This is a genomic window from Catenovulum maritimum (genome assembly GCF_001050375.1).
GTDB classification, from domain to species: domain Bacteria; phylum Pseudomonadota; class Gammaproteobacteria; order Enterobacterales; family Alteromonadaceae; genus Catenovulum; species Catenovulum maritimum.
This window is the reverse complement of the sequence record NZ_KQ130486.1, coordinates 60,880-77,707: the sequence shown is the minus strand read 5'-3', so window position 1 is coordinate 77,707 and position 16,828 is coordinate 60,880. Positions and strand designations below refer to the sequence as shown.

Genomic DNA, 16,828 nt, shown 5'->3' with positions numbered 1-16,828 from the left:
TTGAATTTATTTTTTGTGGATAAAATTACCTACTGCTCTACAGTCATACTCAAATCAATCTAACTTTATTCTAAAATTCCCATCACTGTTTACTTAACCTAACCACGGACAAAAAATTAGCAGAGCCACAAAGGTATAGTCTTGCAACGTGTTCAATAGAGCTATTGGGAAGCTTGGTAATAAGATATCTACCAAACGCGATTAACTTAAACTGTTAATGGAGCTGGAGCTGGAGCTGGAGCTGGAGCTGGAGCTATGGCATTGGAAATGGCTGGGCAGGTAAACAAGGGTGGAATTAAATTCAGGCTGAACAGGTACGGAGAGTAACCTGCCCAGCCTGATTGGCTAAATTGGGCGTTAAATATTAAAGGTTATAGCCACGCTCATCATGGCTAGTAATATCTAAGCCTTGATCTTCTTCTTCTTGATTAATGCGTAACCCTTTAGTTAACACAGAAACTAATTTGAGTAAGATTAAGCTTACAACTGCAGTGTAAGCGAAGACAGCGACTATACCGATTAGTTGAACTGTTAGTTGCTCACCAATTGTTTGGTTATCGCCACCAAAACCGTAACCACTAAAAATTCCCAATTCAGTTGAACAGAATATACCTGCGAGGAAAGTACCTAAAATACCACCCACACCATGGACAGGGAAAACATCTAAAGAATCGTCAATTTTCCATTTCTGTTTAATTAATAAAGTCGCGTAAAAACAAACAATACCAGCACTGACACCGATAACTAAACCTGCGGCAGGTCCAACATAGCCTGATGCTGGCGTTATTGTACCTAAACCAGCAACCATACCTGTCACAATGCCTAGCACAGAAGGTTTACCATATTTTTTCCACTCAATTGCCATCCAGGTTAGTGATCCCGCAGCAGCTGAAATATGTGTCACTAGCATAGCCATAGCTGCATCACCATTCGCTGCAACAGCGCTACCACCATTAAAGCCAAACCAGCCAACCCATAACATGCCTGCACCTGTTACTGTCATAGTTAGGTTGTGAGGTATCATAGAAGCACTGCCATAGCCAATTCTGTTTTTCAGTACTATAGCCGCCACTAATGCACCAACACCTGCTGTTATGTGCACAACTGTACCACCAGCAAAATCAAGTAGGCCCATTTCAGCTAACCAGCCGCCGCCCCAAACCCAATGGCAAACAGGGAAATAAACCAAGATGAGCCAAGCAGTACAGAATAAAACAACAGAACTAAACTTCATTCTCTCTGCAAAACCACCAACAATAAGTGCAGGCGTTATGATCGCGAATGTCATTTGGAACATGAAGAATAATGGCTCAGGTAAGGTTCCTGATAAGCTCTCTTTGGTAACGCCGTTTAAAAAGGCTTTGCTAAAATCACCGATAAATGCATTCCCTTCAGAAAATGCTAGGCTGTAGCCAAAAGCCAGCCAAACAATACTGGCGATACACGCAATGGCAAAGCACTGCATAAGTACAGACAAAACATTTTTTCGTCTGACTAAGCCAGCATAAAACAGCGATAAGCCAGGTAAGGTCATAAACAACACCAACGCTGTCGATGTTAGAATCCAGGCGGTGTCACCTGTATCAAGGGTGTCAGCCATAGCTAATGATGGCATTAGTAGGCACATTAGTGCTAATAAACGCATGGTTTATTCCTCTATAATAAATTTAATTGATTTTTAAACTGCGTCTGGACCTAGTTCGCCAGTACGAATTCGGATGGTTTGACCTACGTCAGAGACAAATATTTTCCCATCGCCAATTTTGTTTGTTCTAGCTGTCTCTATAATACACGCGATAACAGCATCGACTCTGTCATCCGTGACGACAATCTCTAGTTTTGTTTTTAACACGAAATCGACAGCATATTCGGCACCGCGATACAACTCAACATGACCTTTTTGCCGACCAAAACCTTTTACTTCCGTTACTGTAATGCCTTTTACATCTATGTCGCTCAGTGCGGAGCGAACTTCATCTAACTTATGAGGTTTAATAATCGCCGTAATTTTTTTCATATCTTTACCTATAATTCTTGTTTTTAATTTGGCTATTAGCTTTTAGCGGATAGGTTTGGTTCAAATAAACGGTTAAATTTCAACGGTTCAAATGAATGCAGTTCACCATTAAGATGCAATTATATTTGTTTTGGCACAAAAATGGATCAAAAAATGTATTTTTTTTAACAAATAGTAATTTTATGATGCACTGATATGAGATATTTGCTTTGTTGGAGTGAATTATGATATTTTGACAGCGCTGTCATTTTTTGTTTTGATGCTAGTATTATCAATGTATTCACGTTTATAATTGTCAGGATCCGTGAAATTACTTGCGTTAGTATACTTTGGTGGTTTCCAAAAAATTTAATTGACTAGAAAAATATTAATAAAATCAGTTAATTATTCTTAGCTGATAATTACAAGACTAACAAATCTAGGAGTAGTCATGCATAACTCTAAATATCCAATCTTAGAAAACATTAAGGAAAATTGCTTAATTAACAATGAGCAATATCTTGAGATGTACCAAAATTCAATCGATGAGCCGGAATCTTTTTGGGCAGATCAAGGCAAAAGGTTAGACTGGTTTACTCCTTATCAAACAGTTAAAAATACGAGTTATGCCAAAGGTAATATTGATATTCGCTGGTTCGAAGACAGCACTTTAAATGCTTCTTATAATTGTATTGATCGCCATTTAAAAGATAAAGCAGACAAGGTTGCACTTATTTGGGAAGGGGATGAACCGACTCAAGATAAAAAGGTAACCTACCAAGAATTACATGATGAAGTCGCCAAATTAGCCAATGGCTTGCGTAAATTAGGGGTTAAAAAAGGTGATTGCGTTGCGATATACATGCCTATGATCTGTGAGGCTATATATGCGATGCAAGCCTGCGCAAGAATAGGGGCTGTCCATTCAGTTATTTTTGGCGGTTTTTCGCCAAATGCAATCGCAGACCGTATTGTCGATTGCCAAGCTAAAGTCGTTATTACGTCTGATGAAGGGATTCGCGGTGGTCGAGTTATCCCATTAAAAGCGAATGTAGATGAAGCTTTAGCCAGAGAAGACGTTACCTCTGTAACGGCTAATTTAGTCTTTAAACATACAGGCGCTGAGGTCGATTGGAATTCTGAGCTGGATGTTTGCGCAGCTCAGCTAACAGCTGAATTATCACCTGTGTGCGAACCTGAAGTCATGAATTCTGAAGATCCTTTATTCATTCTTTATACATCGGGATCGACGGGGTCGCCAAAAGGGGTAATGCATACAACAGGCGGTTACTTAGTTTATGCAGCTTTAACCCATGAACTAATATTTGACTATCATCAAGATGATATTTATTGGTGTGGTGCTGATGTTGGCTGGATAACAGGGCATAGCTATATTGTTTATGGGCCACTTGCAAATGGTGCAACTCAAGTTATCTTTGAAGGTATACCAACTTACCCATCTTGTTCTCGCATTGGTGATATTGTTGATAAACATCAGGTTAATATCTTATACACAGCGCCGACAGCAATTAGAGCCTTAATGGCAAAAGGGGATGAAGCATACGCAACTAACTCTAGAAAAAGTTTAAGAGTTTTAGGCAGTGTTGGTGAGCCTATCAACCCAGAAGCTTGGGCTTGGTATTACGAGAATATTGGTAACAGTGAATGCCCAATCGTAGATACTTGGTGGCAAACAGAAACAGGCGGGATTTTAATTACGCCTTTACCTGGCGCTACTGTATTGAAACCAGGCTCGGCGACTCGTCCATTCTTAGGGGTAAAACCAGCGTTAGTTGATAATGATGGCAATATATTGACAGGCGCGACGGAAGGTAACCTAGTGATGTTAGATTCTTGGCCTGGTCAAGCCCGAACTATATATGGCGATCATGATCGTTTTGAACAAACTTATTTTTCTACTTATGAGAATATGTATTTCTCTGGTGACGGCGCTCGACGTGACGAAGATGGTTATTACTGGATTACCGGCAGAGTAGATGATGTACTCAATGTTTCTGGGCATAGATTAGGTACGGCTGAAATTGAGAGTTCTTTAGTTGCTCATCCAGCCATAGCTGAAGCAGCAGTTGTTGGTTTCCCGCATGATATTAAAGGCCAAGCTGTATACGCTTATGTGATTCCAATGGAAGGCGTTGAGTTCGACCAAGCATTAACCAAAGAGGTTAGAGATTGGGTTAAGAAAGATTTAAGCCCAATCGCGACGCCCGATATCATTCATTGGACTCTAGGTTTACCTAAAACAAGATCAGGCAAAATTATGCGTCGTATTTTGCGTAAAATAGCCGCAAATGAGCATGAGCAACTGGGTGATACGAGCACATTAGCTGATCCTAGTGTGGTAACAGGGTTAGTTGAAACTCGTCTGAACAAGTAAGCGTTTATACTAAATGCTAGATCATAGCCGAGCTAACTTTGCTCGGCTTTTTTATTTAACACGGCTAACATTAATACCCAAAAGCATAAAATTAAGTTAAATAATGGAATTTGTAAATCTGCAGGCATTAAATAAACGATCGAAACGGCAGGTATCCAAACTATCCAATTTGAAATCACTATGCTGGGAATAGTGACGAAAATAAACTTACGGTCAATTGCTTTGATGGTTTGCGAAAAATTGAAATTGTTTTCCATCCATAAGTAACTAATCGTAATGCTAGGTGCAGCCCATAAAGCACTATAAATAAATTGATCGACACTGGTTTTTGTCACTATCGTTTGCCAATCATTAGCATAACCAAACCACTGACCTTGAAAACGATAGAAAACATCGACTTCTACTCCCTTTATGCCCCAAAAAATCAAATAAAATAGGAATAACCAAATAACCGTATTTTTTTCGCTTAATTGCTTAGTCAAAAATAAATAGCAAAAAGGAACCAAACCTCCAAATATGCTCGTCGAAACAAAAGCATAGCTGAATCCATATTCTTGTTTTAAATCAGAAAAAAAGCTGAACGCAGCTTGGCTACTTGGTACATAAAAATAACTAAGAACCATCATCAAGGCAAAAAATTGGAGTGTTAATGCTGGTTTCAGGTTATGCTTAAACGCATGGGAGATTGCTTTTTTTAGTTCTATGGACAACATATATCATTCAGAAGTGTAAATTTTTGCGTAGTCTAACGACTTTCTGTGTTGGTACAAGCTTGGTTTTGTTAATATCTCTCCAATTAAATTAATAATTAAATAATAAAGGTGTTGCTTGAAACAATTAATGTGTTTGCATTGTGGTGAATTAAATTCAGAAGATGTGAGTAAATGTAAAAACTGCCGCCAGTCTAATCCATTTGAAATCGGGACCTACTATTGTAAACCTTGTGGTGGAACTCAAGCTGATAAAAATAACCAGTGTGTAAAGTGTCACTCTGAGATGACATACAGAGTAGATTTGAAGGCAAGTGCCTTCACAGATGAGCAAAATCAACAAAGCTTTGAATCAATAGAATGGTTTAGAGTTCACTTTTATCGTGTATTGGGCAAAGCTGAGATTAAGGTTGGTGTCACTTTAGGCTTAGTTATGATGCTGATTTTAGGCGGGATTGCGTACAGTACCCCAGATTTTGGCTATTTTGATCTATTTACAGTGGGCTACGCTTTTATCATTTTAGGTGTGTTATTGAATATGGTCTGCCAAGCTATATTTGGCAGAAAAGCATTAGAGTCGACCATACAGAAATTAGAATTACCTAAAGACGCTTATGTTCATATTAACTCGACCCTACCTAAAAATGTGTTGCTAAATATCATTCAAAATCGAGTTGGTTACTTTGTCGGAAAAATGAAAACGCGTCGATTTAAACGCGTGGTGCCTAACTTTATTGAAAAATTTGCAATTTGGGAATCTACCGCTCCTGACATAAATTCAAATTGTCAGTTAAAGAAAAAATAATAACAGTCTAAGTATCCGGGCATAAGGGTAGCAGCTATCTTTCAGCTCTACCTAGTCTTTGTCAATTAGACTCTATAGTAACATCACAAACCGCCTTTCAATATAAATGAACACCCCCCACTAAGACTTTTAATTTACTTATCTTGAGTTCAAGTCAGAGCTAAATCAATATAAATTGCGAGTATCAGAGCCATCACAGACAGTTCAATTCAAGGCGTATCATTGCAGGAATGTAGGCACCTTTCAAAATGATACAACACAGAGGTGAGCTGTCTGTGAGGTTCCTGAAAGGCTGGGCTAAAAGCCATTTATTCTGCGTTAATTTGGCTTGGCATAGAACCACTATGCCTGTGCCAACTTGCCTTGCCTAAATGGCTTTTATCTCCAGCTGATTATCGCTATTTATATTGATTTAGCTCTACTTAAGCTTACGGTGTTTGCAGCATTTCTAACTAATTTACAATTATAAAGTTTTGTAACTTATGTTGATTTTCTTACAAATTAACTGATAAATATTACAAGCTGGTTACATTTTTGTTTGTATACTCAGATTGAATTTTGTGGAGAGTAATAATGCATTTTCTCAATAATATGAAAATAATGACCCGTGTTTTGGTAATTGCTTTGTTACCTTTACTCGTGGTTTGTATTTTATCGTACGAAAAATACCAAGACGCTTCAGATAAAAAAACCAATATCCGCCACCTAAGCTTATTGATGGATTTTGTTAATAAAGGGGCTGTTTTACTGTCAGCATTAGAAGAAGAAAGAGATTTTTCTTTTGGTTACTACCACACGAATAAAAGACAATATTCTAATGAGGTCCGATCCCAGCGCAAAGAAGTCGATAGATTGATTAATGAGTTTAATCATTTTATTGATGCTACACCTGAATTTCAAAAACTGGAAGATTTTTATCGAAAGCTATCGGATTTTAGAACGAATTTATCTGAATTAGAGCTGGCCCGTGATGCGGTCGATAATCTGCAAAATAAATTTGGCGACAAAGGTTTCACTTTCTATAGCTACAAGGCTCGTAACTTCCAACTGATAAATTTAATAGAAGAAATTATCAATCTTTCAGATAATAAACAAGTCTCACTAACTGCAACTTCTCTATACTATTTATTGCAATCAAAAGATATTATCAGTGAGCAACGTGGTCTTATTTTTAGTGCAGCTGTGAAAAAAGGACCGTTCAGTGTAGGTCGTTATTGGCACTATATTACCATTGAATCTACGTTAAATGCCTACAATGGTCTGTTCCAAAGAAATGCATCCTCTTCAGTTAGGGATTTCATCAATGATGGATTTCAGCATGATCATTTTGTTGAATTAAATCAATTTAAGAAACAATTAAAAACCGACTTCCATAAAAATGATTTCAAAATAAAGCTACCAATTACAGCTGAACATTGGTTTGAAATCGCTACCACTGCATTAAATTATTACAATCAAGCACAAAAGATAGTTTTAGATGAAATTAACCAATCTTTAACTGAGCAGTTAGAGCAGGCGGAATCAAATCTGACAACTATAGCCATAGTTTTAGTTTCGTTGCTTTTAGTTATCACAGTCGTTTCTTATCTAATTATTCTGAGTATTAGTAAGCCGTTAGCCCGCCTAGTGAAAGCCTGTCACCATGTATCTCAAACTAAAGATATGAGCTACCGGGTAACAGTTAAAGGAACTGATGAAGTTGCTGAAGTGAATAAAGCGCTGAATTATTTACTTGCTAGTGTAGACCAAGCTTTGCAACAAATTGATAAGCACACGCACTTTGTGGCTGGGATCACAGATAATGTTGCAACAGCCATGCAGCAAACTATGCGCAATACAGACAATCAAAATGAAGCGACAGATAATGTTTCTGTTGCAGTTAATGAAATGACAGCTTCGATTGGTGAAGTTGCACAAAATTCACACCTAACCACCGATGCAGTGCAAAGAGCGCATCAAACGTCAGTACAAAGTGCTGAAGTAGCCAATAGTGGCCGCCACTTAATGGAACAGCTAATTGATGAACTAGGCAAAACCAGCTTAGTGGTCGAAAAGCTGAATGATGAAACCAACACCATAAGTACAGTTTTAAATGTGATCCAAGGCATCGCAGAGCAAACTAATCTATTGGCACTCAATGCTGCGATAGAAGCTGCTAGAGCGGGAGAGCAAGGACGGGGTTTTGCGGTTGTTGCAGATGAAGTTAGAGGGCTAGCAAGCCGTACTCAAGAGTCGACTAAACAAATTCGCGAGCAAATAGAGACCTTACTAGCAGGGTCTAATAGTGCTGTGACCAATATGTTAGCTCTGCAGAGTAAAGGAGAAGAAGCGATTAAAGTGGTTGTGGATAGTGTAGAAGCCTTCTCGGGTTTAAGAGAAGAGCTAGATGCTATCTCTGATATGTCGATCCAAATTGCAACTGCTGCAGAAGAGCAAACGAGTGTGGCAAATGAAATTAATGAAAGGGTTCATGCAATTAAAGCTGATGCACAGCAAATGGCTGGACAGGCTCATGAAAACCAGCAAGCTTGTGAGCAGTTAGTTGAAACTGGTGAGCAATTAAAAACTTGTGTGAATGAATTTAAAATCAGTTAACTAGATTAATCTGACTATCTATAGGAAGTAATAAATTGAAACTAAAATCTTTATCGGCTGCATTAATAGCCTTAGCTGGATTATCGATAGCCGAACCTGTTGTCGCAAATAGTGATAAACCTCTAAACGTTTTGATGATAGCGGTAGATGATTTAAATAATTGGCCAGAATCTTGGGGAGGAAAAGCTAAAACACCTAATATTGATAGTTTAGCAGCTCAAGGCGTTCAGTTTACTAATGCGCATGCGGTTGTACCTGCATGTAATCCTTCTCGTGTTGCAGTGATGACTGGACAAAGACCTGAAGTGACAGGCCAACATAAAAATGAAGGTAATTTTAGAAAAATGCCTGGTGGTCAAAACAGAGTTACGCTACCGCAACTGCTTAGAAAAAACGGCTACTATGCTGCTGGTGCAGGTAAGTTATTTCATCATCCAAGAGGTAGAAGTCAAAATGCTAAGCCTTTATCAGATGATATTTCTTGGAACGAGCAAGCTAAAGTGTTAACTGGAACTGGTGGTGGCCAGCATTACCAAGATAAAGATGGTCATGCAGCTTGGTTAAAAGGTGCTGCAACTTTCGAAGGGAAAAAAATTAGCCCCTATATAAGAGAGCATGGGATCTGGGGGGCTATTCCAGATAAAACGGAGCAAACAGGCGACTGGCAAACGGCAGAGTATTGCTATGACTTTTTACAAAAGTCACACGATAAACCATTCTTCTTAGGCTGTGGTATTTTTAGACCTCATTCACCTCAAAAGTATTTTGATATGTATCCAATTGAATCAATAGAATTACCAGAATCGCCTGCTGATGATATGCAAGACATACCGAAAAGACAGCGTAATAATTGGTCTACTAGTTTTGCTCGTAAAGTGATATCGGATAAGGCTGAATGGAAACGTGCCGTTCAAGCTTACTTAGCCAGCACTACTTTTGCAGATGATTGTATTGGACGTATTTTAGAAGGCTTAGAGCAGAGCAAATATAAAGATAATACGGTTGTCGTATTATGGAGTGATCATGGGTTCCAAGTGGGCACTAAACAAAGATGGGAAAAATTTTCACTTTGGCATCAAGCAACTAATGCGCCTTATATTATTAAAGCACCGGGCGTGAAACCAGCCAGAATAGATCAACCAGTTTCATTATTAAGTGTTTACCCAACCGTAATAGACTTAGTCAATGTGGATGAAGATACGAATCACAAATTGGGTGGCAAAAGCCTAGTCCCTTTGTTAAAGCAACCTAATATGGAATGGCCTTACCCAGCTGTTGTAACTTATTACCCAAAAAACCATTCCATTCGTTACAAAAACTGGAATTACATTCAATACGATGATGGTAGTCGGGAGCTTTATGATCACAATAATGATCCTAGAGAATACAATAATCTTGCCGGGAATAAGAAATACCTGTCAGTTATGTCTGATTTACAAAAATGGATACCTTCATCAGACTAGATAACCTAGAATCAAAGTAAGTATACCAGCCGCTATACGCATATTTAGCGGCTTCTCTATATACCCTCTCATACCCTCGATGCAAGGCCCTAAATGTCGATTGTTGCCCTAGGGTGATGTTTGAAGCCAAGGCGTGCAGGCTAAATCATACGTTTTTCTTTGTTAATGTATTCAATCCCTGCTTTTTATGTACATTATACTGATGACTCATTTTCATTTATCGTTTCTCTGTTGAACAAACGCACTAGCCCCAGTTGACTAATGCGAGATGTTCAAACGAATTAATAACTGAAAATTAAAAATTATAGCCAGAAGATAATTGGGGTTTAGTTAAATTTTGAATTTGGGCGAATCAGATCAATTGACATTGAAGGCTAAGAGGAGGGGATGTCGTCTATTTGCTTAACCGGGCAGGTGAAGTTAGATTTAAATCTCAGACGAGTGGCACAAAACCCTAATTATTCTGCTCTATTAATGAACCAAGCAGCATATTGTTCAAAAATAATCCAAAGACTCACACTGACGGACGCTTTAATTTTTATAAGTTTTTCACTCGTTAGTTTATTTTGATGATATCGAAGCGTAAATTTAAAAATAAAAACTTAACTAGATTAAAAGCAAGCTCATATTTAGACCAGTTATCGCGTGTGAAACAGGGGCTAAAATGCCTAAGTTGAAGTTAAATTGAACAGTTTGCTGAATTTATAAGCGTAATTGGGTTAAATTAAAAATTAATTAAGAAAAAGTGAGAAATTTAGCTAAAAAGGTTTGACAATAATTTCAGATTCTTTAATATGCGCACCCACGAAACGGTGAGATGGCCGAGCGGCCGAAGGCGCTCCCCTGCTAAGGGAGTATAGGGTTTGTAGCTCTATCGAGGGTTCGAATCCCTCTCTCACCGCCATTTCGTAAAATAAATAAAGTGCGCGTGTAGCTCAGCTGGATAGAGTACCTGGCTACGAACCAGGCGGTCGGAGGTTCGAATCCTTCCACGCGCGCCATTATTTATTTAGTTTCAAAGATGCGCGTGTAGCTCAGCTGGATAGAGTACCTGGCTACGAACCAGGCGGTCGGAGGTTCGAATCCTTCCACGCGCGCCACTTCTCAGTTTATCAAAACTTGATTAACAGTAAATGAGCAGTGTTGAATAAATTGTAAAGGCAATAAGTTACTTTTATAAGCCTTAGAGTTAAATAATAGTTAACTCCAATTGAAAACGCTGAATTTGTTTGCAGTTTTAGTCCTAATATTCAATAGACAAATTCTTCGTTGTATATATTTTACCCTTTTCGGTATTTCTGCTTAGCACCTGTAGCTTGCGCTCGCTAGGGTTAATAAGTTTTACCAAGTTAGGTTAATTTTAGTTTTAATAAGCTTAGCGAAGATTTATACTGGCTAAAGTTTATTATCATAATTCTTAGATAGACATTCGAACTTGTTTTACGATTGTAAAATAAAACAATGGTTGAATTTTATACGTTTGAGTGTTATCTGTTGAACATTATTAATTTAGTTGAAGATTATTATGGAAAACAATATAGGCTCAATTTTACTTGAAGCTGCTAACTTACTACTTGTTGGTATGGTTTCAGTATTTTTGTTTTTAGGTTTACTTATTGTCTGTATTAACCTAATGTCGAAACTTGTCGGTGGCGATGCGCCGGCCTCTACATCGGTTAAAACACCTAGTAGAACAAGAAACGTTCAAAAAAATGTCAAAGATGACAAAGTTGTTGCTGCAATATCCGCAGCTGTTCACCAATATCGTCAAGATCATAAATAATTAGGCAGGAGATTTATCATGACTAAACCTCTAGCGATTACCGACGTCGTTTTACGAGACGCTCATCAGTCAATCTTAGCGACTCGCTTTCGCCTTGATGACATGCTTCCTATCGCAGAAAAATTAGACAAATTAGGCTACTGGTCAATAGAAAGCTGGGGTGGCGCAACATTTGACTCATGCATTCGATATCTAGGTGAAGATCCTTGGGTTCGTATTCGCGAACTTAAAAAAGCGATGCCGAACACTAAGCAACAAATGTTGCTACGTGGTCAAAATTTACTTGGTTACCGTCACTATGCTGATGACGTAGTTGAGAAATTTGTTGAACGTGCACACGCTAACGGTGTAGATGTTTTCCGTATTTTTGATGCTATGAATGACGTTCGCAACTTGCAAACTGCTGTAAAAGCGGCAATTAAGCAAGGCGCGCATGCTCAAGGTACAATGTCGTATACAGTAAGCCCTGTTCATACTATGGACATGTGGATTGATATGGCTCGTGAACTTGAAGACATGGGTGTTCATTCAATATGTATTAAAGACATGGCAGGTTTATTAAAACCTTACGTTGTTGAAGAATTAGTAACTCGCTTAAAAGAAACTGTTGATGTGCCAATTGCAATGCAATGTCATGCTACAACAGGTTTAAGCACTGCAACATACATGAAAGCAATTGATGCTGGCATAGATATGTTAGATACAGCAGTCTCATCTATGAGTATGACATATGGCCATTCTGCAACTGAAACGATTGTTTCTATTGTTGAAGGTACAGAGCGTGATACTGGTATTGACCTAGCTGAAATGGAAGAAGTTGCAACTTACTTCCGCGATATTCGTAAAAAATATGCGAAATTTGAAGGCGCATTAAAAGGCGTTGACGCACGTATCCTAACTGCTCAAGTTCCAGGCGGCATGTTAACTAACATGGAAAGCCAGTTAAAAGAGCAAGGTGCAGCGGATAAACTAGATGCAGTGTTAAAAGAAATCCCACGTGTACGTGAAGATTTAGGTTTCATTCCATTAGTTACACCGACTTCACAAATTGTTGGTACCCAAGCTGTATTAAACGTTTTAACGGGTGAAAGATACAAATCTATCACTAAAGAAACAGCTGGTGTATTAAAAGGTGAATACGGCGCAACTGCGGCACCTGTTAATAAAGAATTATTGGAAAGAGTATTAGAAGGCGCAGAGCCTATTACTTGTCGCCCTGCTGACGTGTTAGAGCCTGAATTAGCCGCTTTAACTGCTGAGTTAGAAAAAGAAGCTGCGGCAAAATCACTTACTTTAGCCGATGAAAAAGTAGATGATGTATTAACTTATGCTTTATTCCCGCAAATCGGTTTGAAATTTATCGAAAACCGTAACAACCCAGATGCATTTGAACCAGCTCCAACTGGTGAAGATGAAACAGTTAAAGCTGCTCCAAGTGCTGTAGCTCAACCAGCGGCAGGCGAACCAGCATCATATAGTGTTCGAGTTGACGGTAAAGTTTATAGTGTTGATGTTGCACCAAATGGCGCAATTGAAGATGTTAAAGTCGTTGCAGGCGCAGATGAAACTGTCCCTCAATCAGCTTCTGTATCAGCAGCCGAAACTTTAAATGCGCCATTATCTGGCAACATCTTTACAGTTAATGTAAAACCGGGTGACCATGTTGTTGCTGGCGATGTTGTTATTATTATGGAAGCAATGAAGATGGAAACTGAAATCCGTGCAAGTAAAGACGGTGAAGTTACCGATGTTCATGTTAAAACGGGTGATGCAGTGCAAACTGGCGACCCAATGATCAGTGTAGCGTAAGGGTTGTTAGATGGAAGGTCTTAACATACTTTGGGAATCTACTGGTTTAGCAAACTTCCAATGGGCTCAAATTGTCATGATGCTTGTTGGTTTAGGTTTGCTTTATCTAGCCATCTCAAAGAAATTTGAACCACTGTTATTGTTACCAATTGGCTTTGGTGCAGTATTAACTAATATCCCTGTCGCGGGCCTTGCTGAACCAGGCGGTTTGTTATATTACACATACCAAATTGGTATTGGCTCTGGTATTTTCCCACTGCTTATCTTTATGGGCGTGGGCGCAATGACTGACTTTGGTGCGTTAATCGCTAATCCTAAAATGTTGTTATTAGGTGCAGCTGCGCAAACCGGTATCTTCGCGACTTTATTTGGCGCTATTTTACTTAACTTTATCCCAGGCTTTGATTTTACCTTAGCTGACGCTTCTGCTATCGCGATTATCGGTGGTGCGGATGGTCCTACGGCTATTTTCTTAGCGTCTAAGCTGGCGCCTGATTTACTCGGTGCGATTGCTGTTGCAGCATACTCATATATGGCCTTGGTACCTATTATCCAGCCGCCAATTATGAAAGCTTTAACGAATGAGAAAGAGCGTAAAATTGTGATGGAACAATTACGCCCTGTATCAGCTAAAGAGAAAATGATTTTCCCACTTATGGTATTAATGGGGACTATCTTATTTTTACCAGCTGCTACACCATTAGTTGGTATGTTCTGTTTAGGTAATTTAATGCGTGAGTGTGGTGTGGTTGACCGCTTAAGTAAAACAGCACAAAACGAATTAATTAATATTGTTACTATTTTCTTAGGTTTGTCCGTTGGCTCTAAGCTATCGGCAGAAGAATTTTTAACAGTTGAAACACTTGGTATTTTAGCTTTAGGTGCGGTTGCATTTGCTATTGGTACTGCTTGTGGTGTACTTATGGCCAAATTAATGAGTAAATTATCTGGCGGTAAAATTAATCCACTCATCGGCGCAGCAGGGGTTTCTGCTGTACCTATGGCGGCACGAGTAGTGAACAAGGTCGGCTTAGAAGCAAACCCGCATAACTTCTTGTTAATGCATGCTATGGGCCCTAATGTTGCTGGTGTACTTGGTTCAGCTGTTGCCGCAGGTATATTATTAGCTTTAGTTGCACCACCATTATAGACTGATGTTTGCTTAACTAAAAAAACCGCTCAACGAGCGGTTTTTTTGTATATGGATATACTTAATGCTTATGCTGTGAAGCCGAGGATGGCGAAGTAAGCAGTGTTTGTAATCGTAAATTTAACACGAATTAATAATTTTATAGAGGTTCGCATGGCAATTAACTGGTATCCAGGCCACATGCATAAAGCGCAAAAAGAAATCAAAGAAATTATGTCTGACATAGATTTAATTATAGAAGTTTTAGATGCGCGTATTCCTTACAGCAGTGAAAACCCTATGATAGCGAGTATTCGCCGTGATAAGCCTTGCATTAAATTATTGAATAAATCTGATTTAGCAGATGAAGCAATAACGGCTTTATGGATTGAACATTTTAAAAGCACTAAAAACACTGACGCCATTGCTGTTAATGCTAAAAAAACAGATGCAATGCAAAAATTGATTAAGCTTTGCCAAGAATTAGTACCAAATAAAGGTTCTGAGGGTAAGCCGATTAGAGCTTTAATTGCGGGTATTCCAAATGTTGGTAAATCGACAACCATTAATGCGCTAGCACAGCGAACGATTGCGAAAACGGGTAATGAACCTGCTGTGACAAAGTCTCAACAAAAAATTAATATTGGACACAATATTACGTTGTTCGATACCCCAGGTATGCTGTGGCCTAAAATTGAAAATGAAAATTCAGGTTATAGGCTAGCTGTGACTGGTGCTATTAAAGAGACGGCTTTTGAATTAGATGATATTGCGACTTATGCTGGTGATTACTTACTCGAAGCTTACCCAGATGTTATCCAAAGTCGATATGAAATCGAAGAGCTCGCACCAAACGGTTATGAGTTTTTAGAGCAAGTTGGTAAAAGGAGAGGCTGTTTACGCTCTGGTGGTCGAGTTGAAATTAATAAAGCGGCAAAAATTTTATTAACGGAACTACGTGAAATGGTGTTGGGGCCAATTTCAATGGAAACGCCTGAAATGTGTATTGCTGAGCAGGTTGAAGTTGACAGAATTAAGGCTGAGAAAGCAGAGAAAGACGCACTAAGAAAAACGAAATTTAAGAAGCGTAAGAAGCGTTAATTCAACTTCAACACTGGATAAAAAATACCTATAAATAGCTGCAAAATATGCGGCTATTTAATTTGTATATATTGGCTTTAGTTTAAACACTTTTGGCTATTAACGTAATTTGATTAACTCATGTTCAATGTCTTCATAACGATCTGCTGCAAGTCGCTGCGCTAAATTTAGCTCTCGAGCCGTTAATTTATGCTGAATTTCATTTTTAGCTGCTTTAGCTTCTGACACATCATAAACCTGAGCCAGACTCATCCATACATAACTGTGAATTAAAGACTGTGGAAGCCCTTGTTCTTTGATAAACATCATACCGAGATAGAACATGGCTTTTCCATGTCCAGCCATAGCAGAGCGGCGAAACCATTTAGCCGCGTGTATGTAATCTTTGTTTTTAGCGTAATATACACCTGTCGCGAACATTTTTTGTGCGCTAGGTTTGAGTGAATCAGATTTACTCGGAGTCGGATTTTTTAATTGGTTAACTTGGTTGGTTAATTCAGATACTTGTTCTGTTAAATCTTTAATTACCAATAGCATCTTATCTAGAATCGGTTCAAACTCTGTTACGGATTCAACTCTAGTATCAGCATTTTCCGGTTCAGGGGACTCTAAATTGGCCGTTGTTATATGCGTTTCGGTTTCTGCTAGATCTTCAATTTCTAATTCAGTTAGCTCATCATTTGCATTTAATTCGATGTTAGGAGTAAGCTCAACATCTGGCTCTACTTCTTCATTTAAATCTGCTTCAATCGCGGCAGTAGCATCCAATTCAAGTTCAGAATTTATTTCTAATTCGATGTCTAACTCATCGCCTGTCTCTGCTTCTATATCAAGCGCTAGCTCAGGTGCAAGTTCCGAATCTATTTCTAAGTCGACGTCTAATTCATTATCAGTATCTGCTTCTATATGTAGCGATAGTTCAGGTTCAGAATCTATTTCTAAGTCGATGTCTAGTTCGGCGTCTAATTCATCATCTGTATCTGCTTCTATCTCAAGCGCTAGCTCAGGTTCAGAATCTATTTCTAATTCGATGTCTAGTTCG

General features: G+C 38.7%; 12 protein-coding genes and 3 tRNA genes. 11 read left to right on the top strand and 4 right to left on the bottom strand.

Annotated elements, in window-relative coordinates; translation table 11 throughout:
• Positions 1-364 precede the first annotated feature (364 nt).
• The gene (locus tag XM47_RS06875; protein WP_245623438.1) at positions 365-1,627 is read right to left on the bottom strand and encodes an ammonium transporter; all 1,263 of its coding nucleotides are present in this window, start codon (positions 1,625-1,627) and stop codon (positions 365-367) included.
• A gap of 51 nt (positions 1,628-1,678) precedes the next feature.
• Positions 1,679-2,017: a P-II family nitrogen regulator gene (locus XM47_RS06870; RefSeq protein WP_048691066.1), complete on the bottom strand. Its 339-nt coding sequence runs from the start codon at positions 2,015-2,017 to the stop codon at positions 1,679-1,681.
• A gap of 430 nt (positions 2,018-2,447) precedes the next feature.
• On the opposite strand from XM47_RS06870, the gene acs reads away from it, so the two are divergent.
• On the top strand, positions 2,448-4,391 hold the full coding sequence (gene acs, locus XM47_RS06865) for an acetate--CoA ligase (protein ID WP_048691063.1): 1,944 nt from the start codon (positions 2,448-2,450) through the stop codon (positions 4,389-4,391).
• Between the two features lie 32 nt (positions 4,392-4,423).
• On the opposite strand, the gene XM47_RS06860 is transcribed toward acs, so the two are convergent.
• Positions 4,424-5,104, bottom strand: a complete 681-nt coding sequence (locus XM47_RS06860) for a hypothetical protein (RefSeq protein WP_048691062.1) — start codon at positions 5,102-5,104, stop codon at positions 4,424-4,426.
• A 115-nt stretch (positions 5,105-5,219) separates the two neighbouring features.
• Between XM47_RS06860 and XM47_RS06855 the strand changes: the two genes are divergently transcribed.
• From XM47_RS06855 to ylqF, 10 genes are all read left to right on the top strand, one after another.
• Entirely contained in the window at positions 5,220-5,906 is a 687-nt protein-coding gene (locus XM47_RS06855; RefSeq protein ID WP_048691060.1) for a hypothetical protein, read from the top strand.
• A gap of 573 nt (positions 5,907-6,479) precedes the next feature.
• Positions 6,480-8,501, top strand: a complete 2,022-nt coding sequence (locus XM47_RS06850; RefSeq protein ID WP_048691058.1) for a methyl-accepting chemotaxis protein — start codon at positions 6,480-6,482, stop codon at positions 8,499-8,501.
• A gap of 35 nt (positions 8,502-8,536) precedes the next feature.
• On the top strand, positions 8,537-9,964 hold the full coding sequence (locus XM47_RS06845) for a sulfatase (RefSeq protein ID WP_048691056.1): 1,428 nt from the start codon (positions 8,537-8,539) through the stop codon (positions 9,962-9,964).
• An 811-nt stretch (positions 9,965-10,775) separates the two neighbouring features.
• A tRNA-Ser gene (locus XM47_RS06840) sits at positions 10,776-10,868 on the top strand.
• 20 nt (positions 10,869-10,888) lie between these two features.
• Positions 10,889-10,965, top strand: a tRNA-Arg gene (locus tag XM47_RS06835).
• 22 nt (positions 10,966-10,987) lie between these two features.
• Positions 10,988-11,064, top strand: a tRNA-Arg gene (locus tag XM47_RS06830).
• Between the two features lie 425 nt (positions 11,065-11,489).
• Positions 11,490-11,747 (top strand): oxaloacetate decarboxylase subunit gamma, encoded by a 258-nt coding sequence (locus XM47_RS06825; protein ID WP_048691054.1) that lies wholly within the window; start codon positions 11,490-11,492, stop codon positions 11,745-11,747.
• Between the two features lie 18 nt (positions 11,748-11,765).
• Positions 11,766-13,556 (top strand): sodium-extruding oxaloacetate decarboxylase subunit alpha, encoded by a 1,791-nt coding sequence (gene oadA / locus XM47_RS06820; RefSeq protein WP_048691053.1) that lies wholly within the window; start codon positions 11,766-11,768, stop codon positions 13,554-13,556.
• A 10-nt stretch (positions 13,557-13,566) separates the two neighbouring features.
• Entirely contained in the window at positions 13,567-14,706 is a 1,140-nt protein-coding gene (locus XM47_RS06815; protein ID WP_048691051.1) for a sodium ion-translocating decarboxylase subunit beta, read from the top strand.
• A gap of 153 nt (positions 14,707-14,859) precedes the next feature.
• Positions 14,860-15,786: a ribosome biogenesis GTPase YlqF gene (gene ylqF / locus XM47_RS06810; RefSeq protein WP_048691049.1), complete on the top strand. Its 927-nt coding sequence runs from the start codon at positions 14,860-14,862 to the stop codon at positions 15,784-15,786.
• A 99-nt stretch (positions 15,787-15,885) separates the two neighbouring features.
• Here the strand turns inward: ylqF and XM47_RS18710 are convergent.
• The coding region (locus XM47_RS18710) for a tetratricopeptide repeat protein (protein WP_053084521.1) at positions 15,886-16,828 on the bottom strand (943 nt) is incomplete at its 5' end.

What these genes read in the sequence shown, in the direction of transcription:
- XM47_RS06875 (WP_245623438.1), bottom strand. Translation starts at nt 1,627, where the DNA reads ATGTGCCTACTAATGCCATCATTAGCTATGGCTGACACCCTTGATACA.
- XM47_RS06870 (WP_048691066.1), bottom strand. Translation starts at nt 2,017, where the DNA reads ATGAAAAAAATTACGGCGATTATTAAACCTCATAAGTTAGATGAAGTT.
- acs (WP_048691063.1), top strand. Translation starts at nt 2,448, where the DNA reads ATGCATAACTCTAAATATCCAATCTTAGAAAACATTAAGGAAAATTGC.
- XM47_RS06860 (WP_048691062.1), bottom strand. Translation starts at nt 5,104, where the DNA reads ATGTTGTCCATAGAACTAAAAAAAGCAATCTCCCATGCGTTTAAGCAT.
- XM47_RS06850 (WP_048691058.1), top strand. Translation starts at nt 6,480, where the DNA reads ATGCATTTTCTCAATAATATGAAAATAATGACCCGTGTTTTGGTAATT.
- XM47_RS06825 (WP_048691054.1), top strand. Translation starts at nt 11,490, where the DNA reads ATGGAAAACAATATAGGCTCAATTTTACTTGAAGCTGCTAACTTACTA.
- oadA (WP_048691053.1), top strand. Translation starts at nt 11,766, where the DNA reads ATGACTAAACCTCTAGCGATTACCGACGTCGTTTTACGAGACGCTCAT.
- XM47_RS06815 (WP_048691051.1), top strand. Translation starts at nt 13,567, where the DNA reads ATGGAAGGTCTTAACATACTTTGGGAATCTACTGGTTTAGCAAACTTC.
- ylqF (WP_048691049.1), top strand. Translation starts at nt 14,860, where the DNA reads ATGGCAATTAACTGGTATCCAGGCCACATGCATAAAGCGCAAAAAGAA.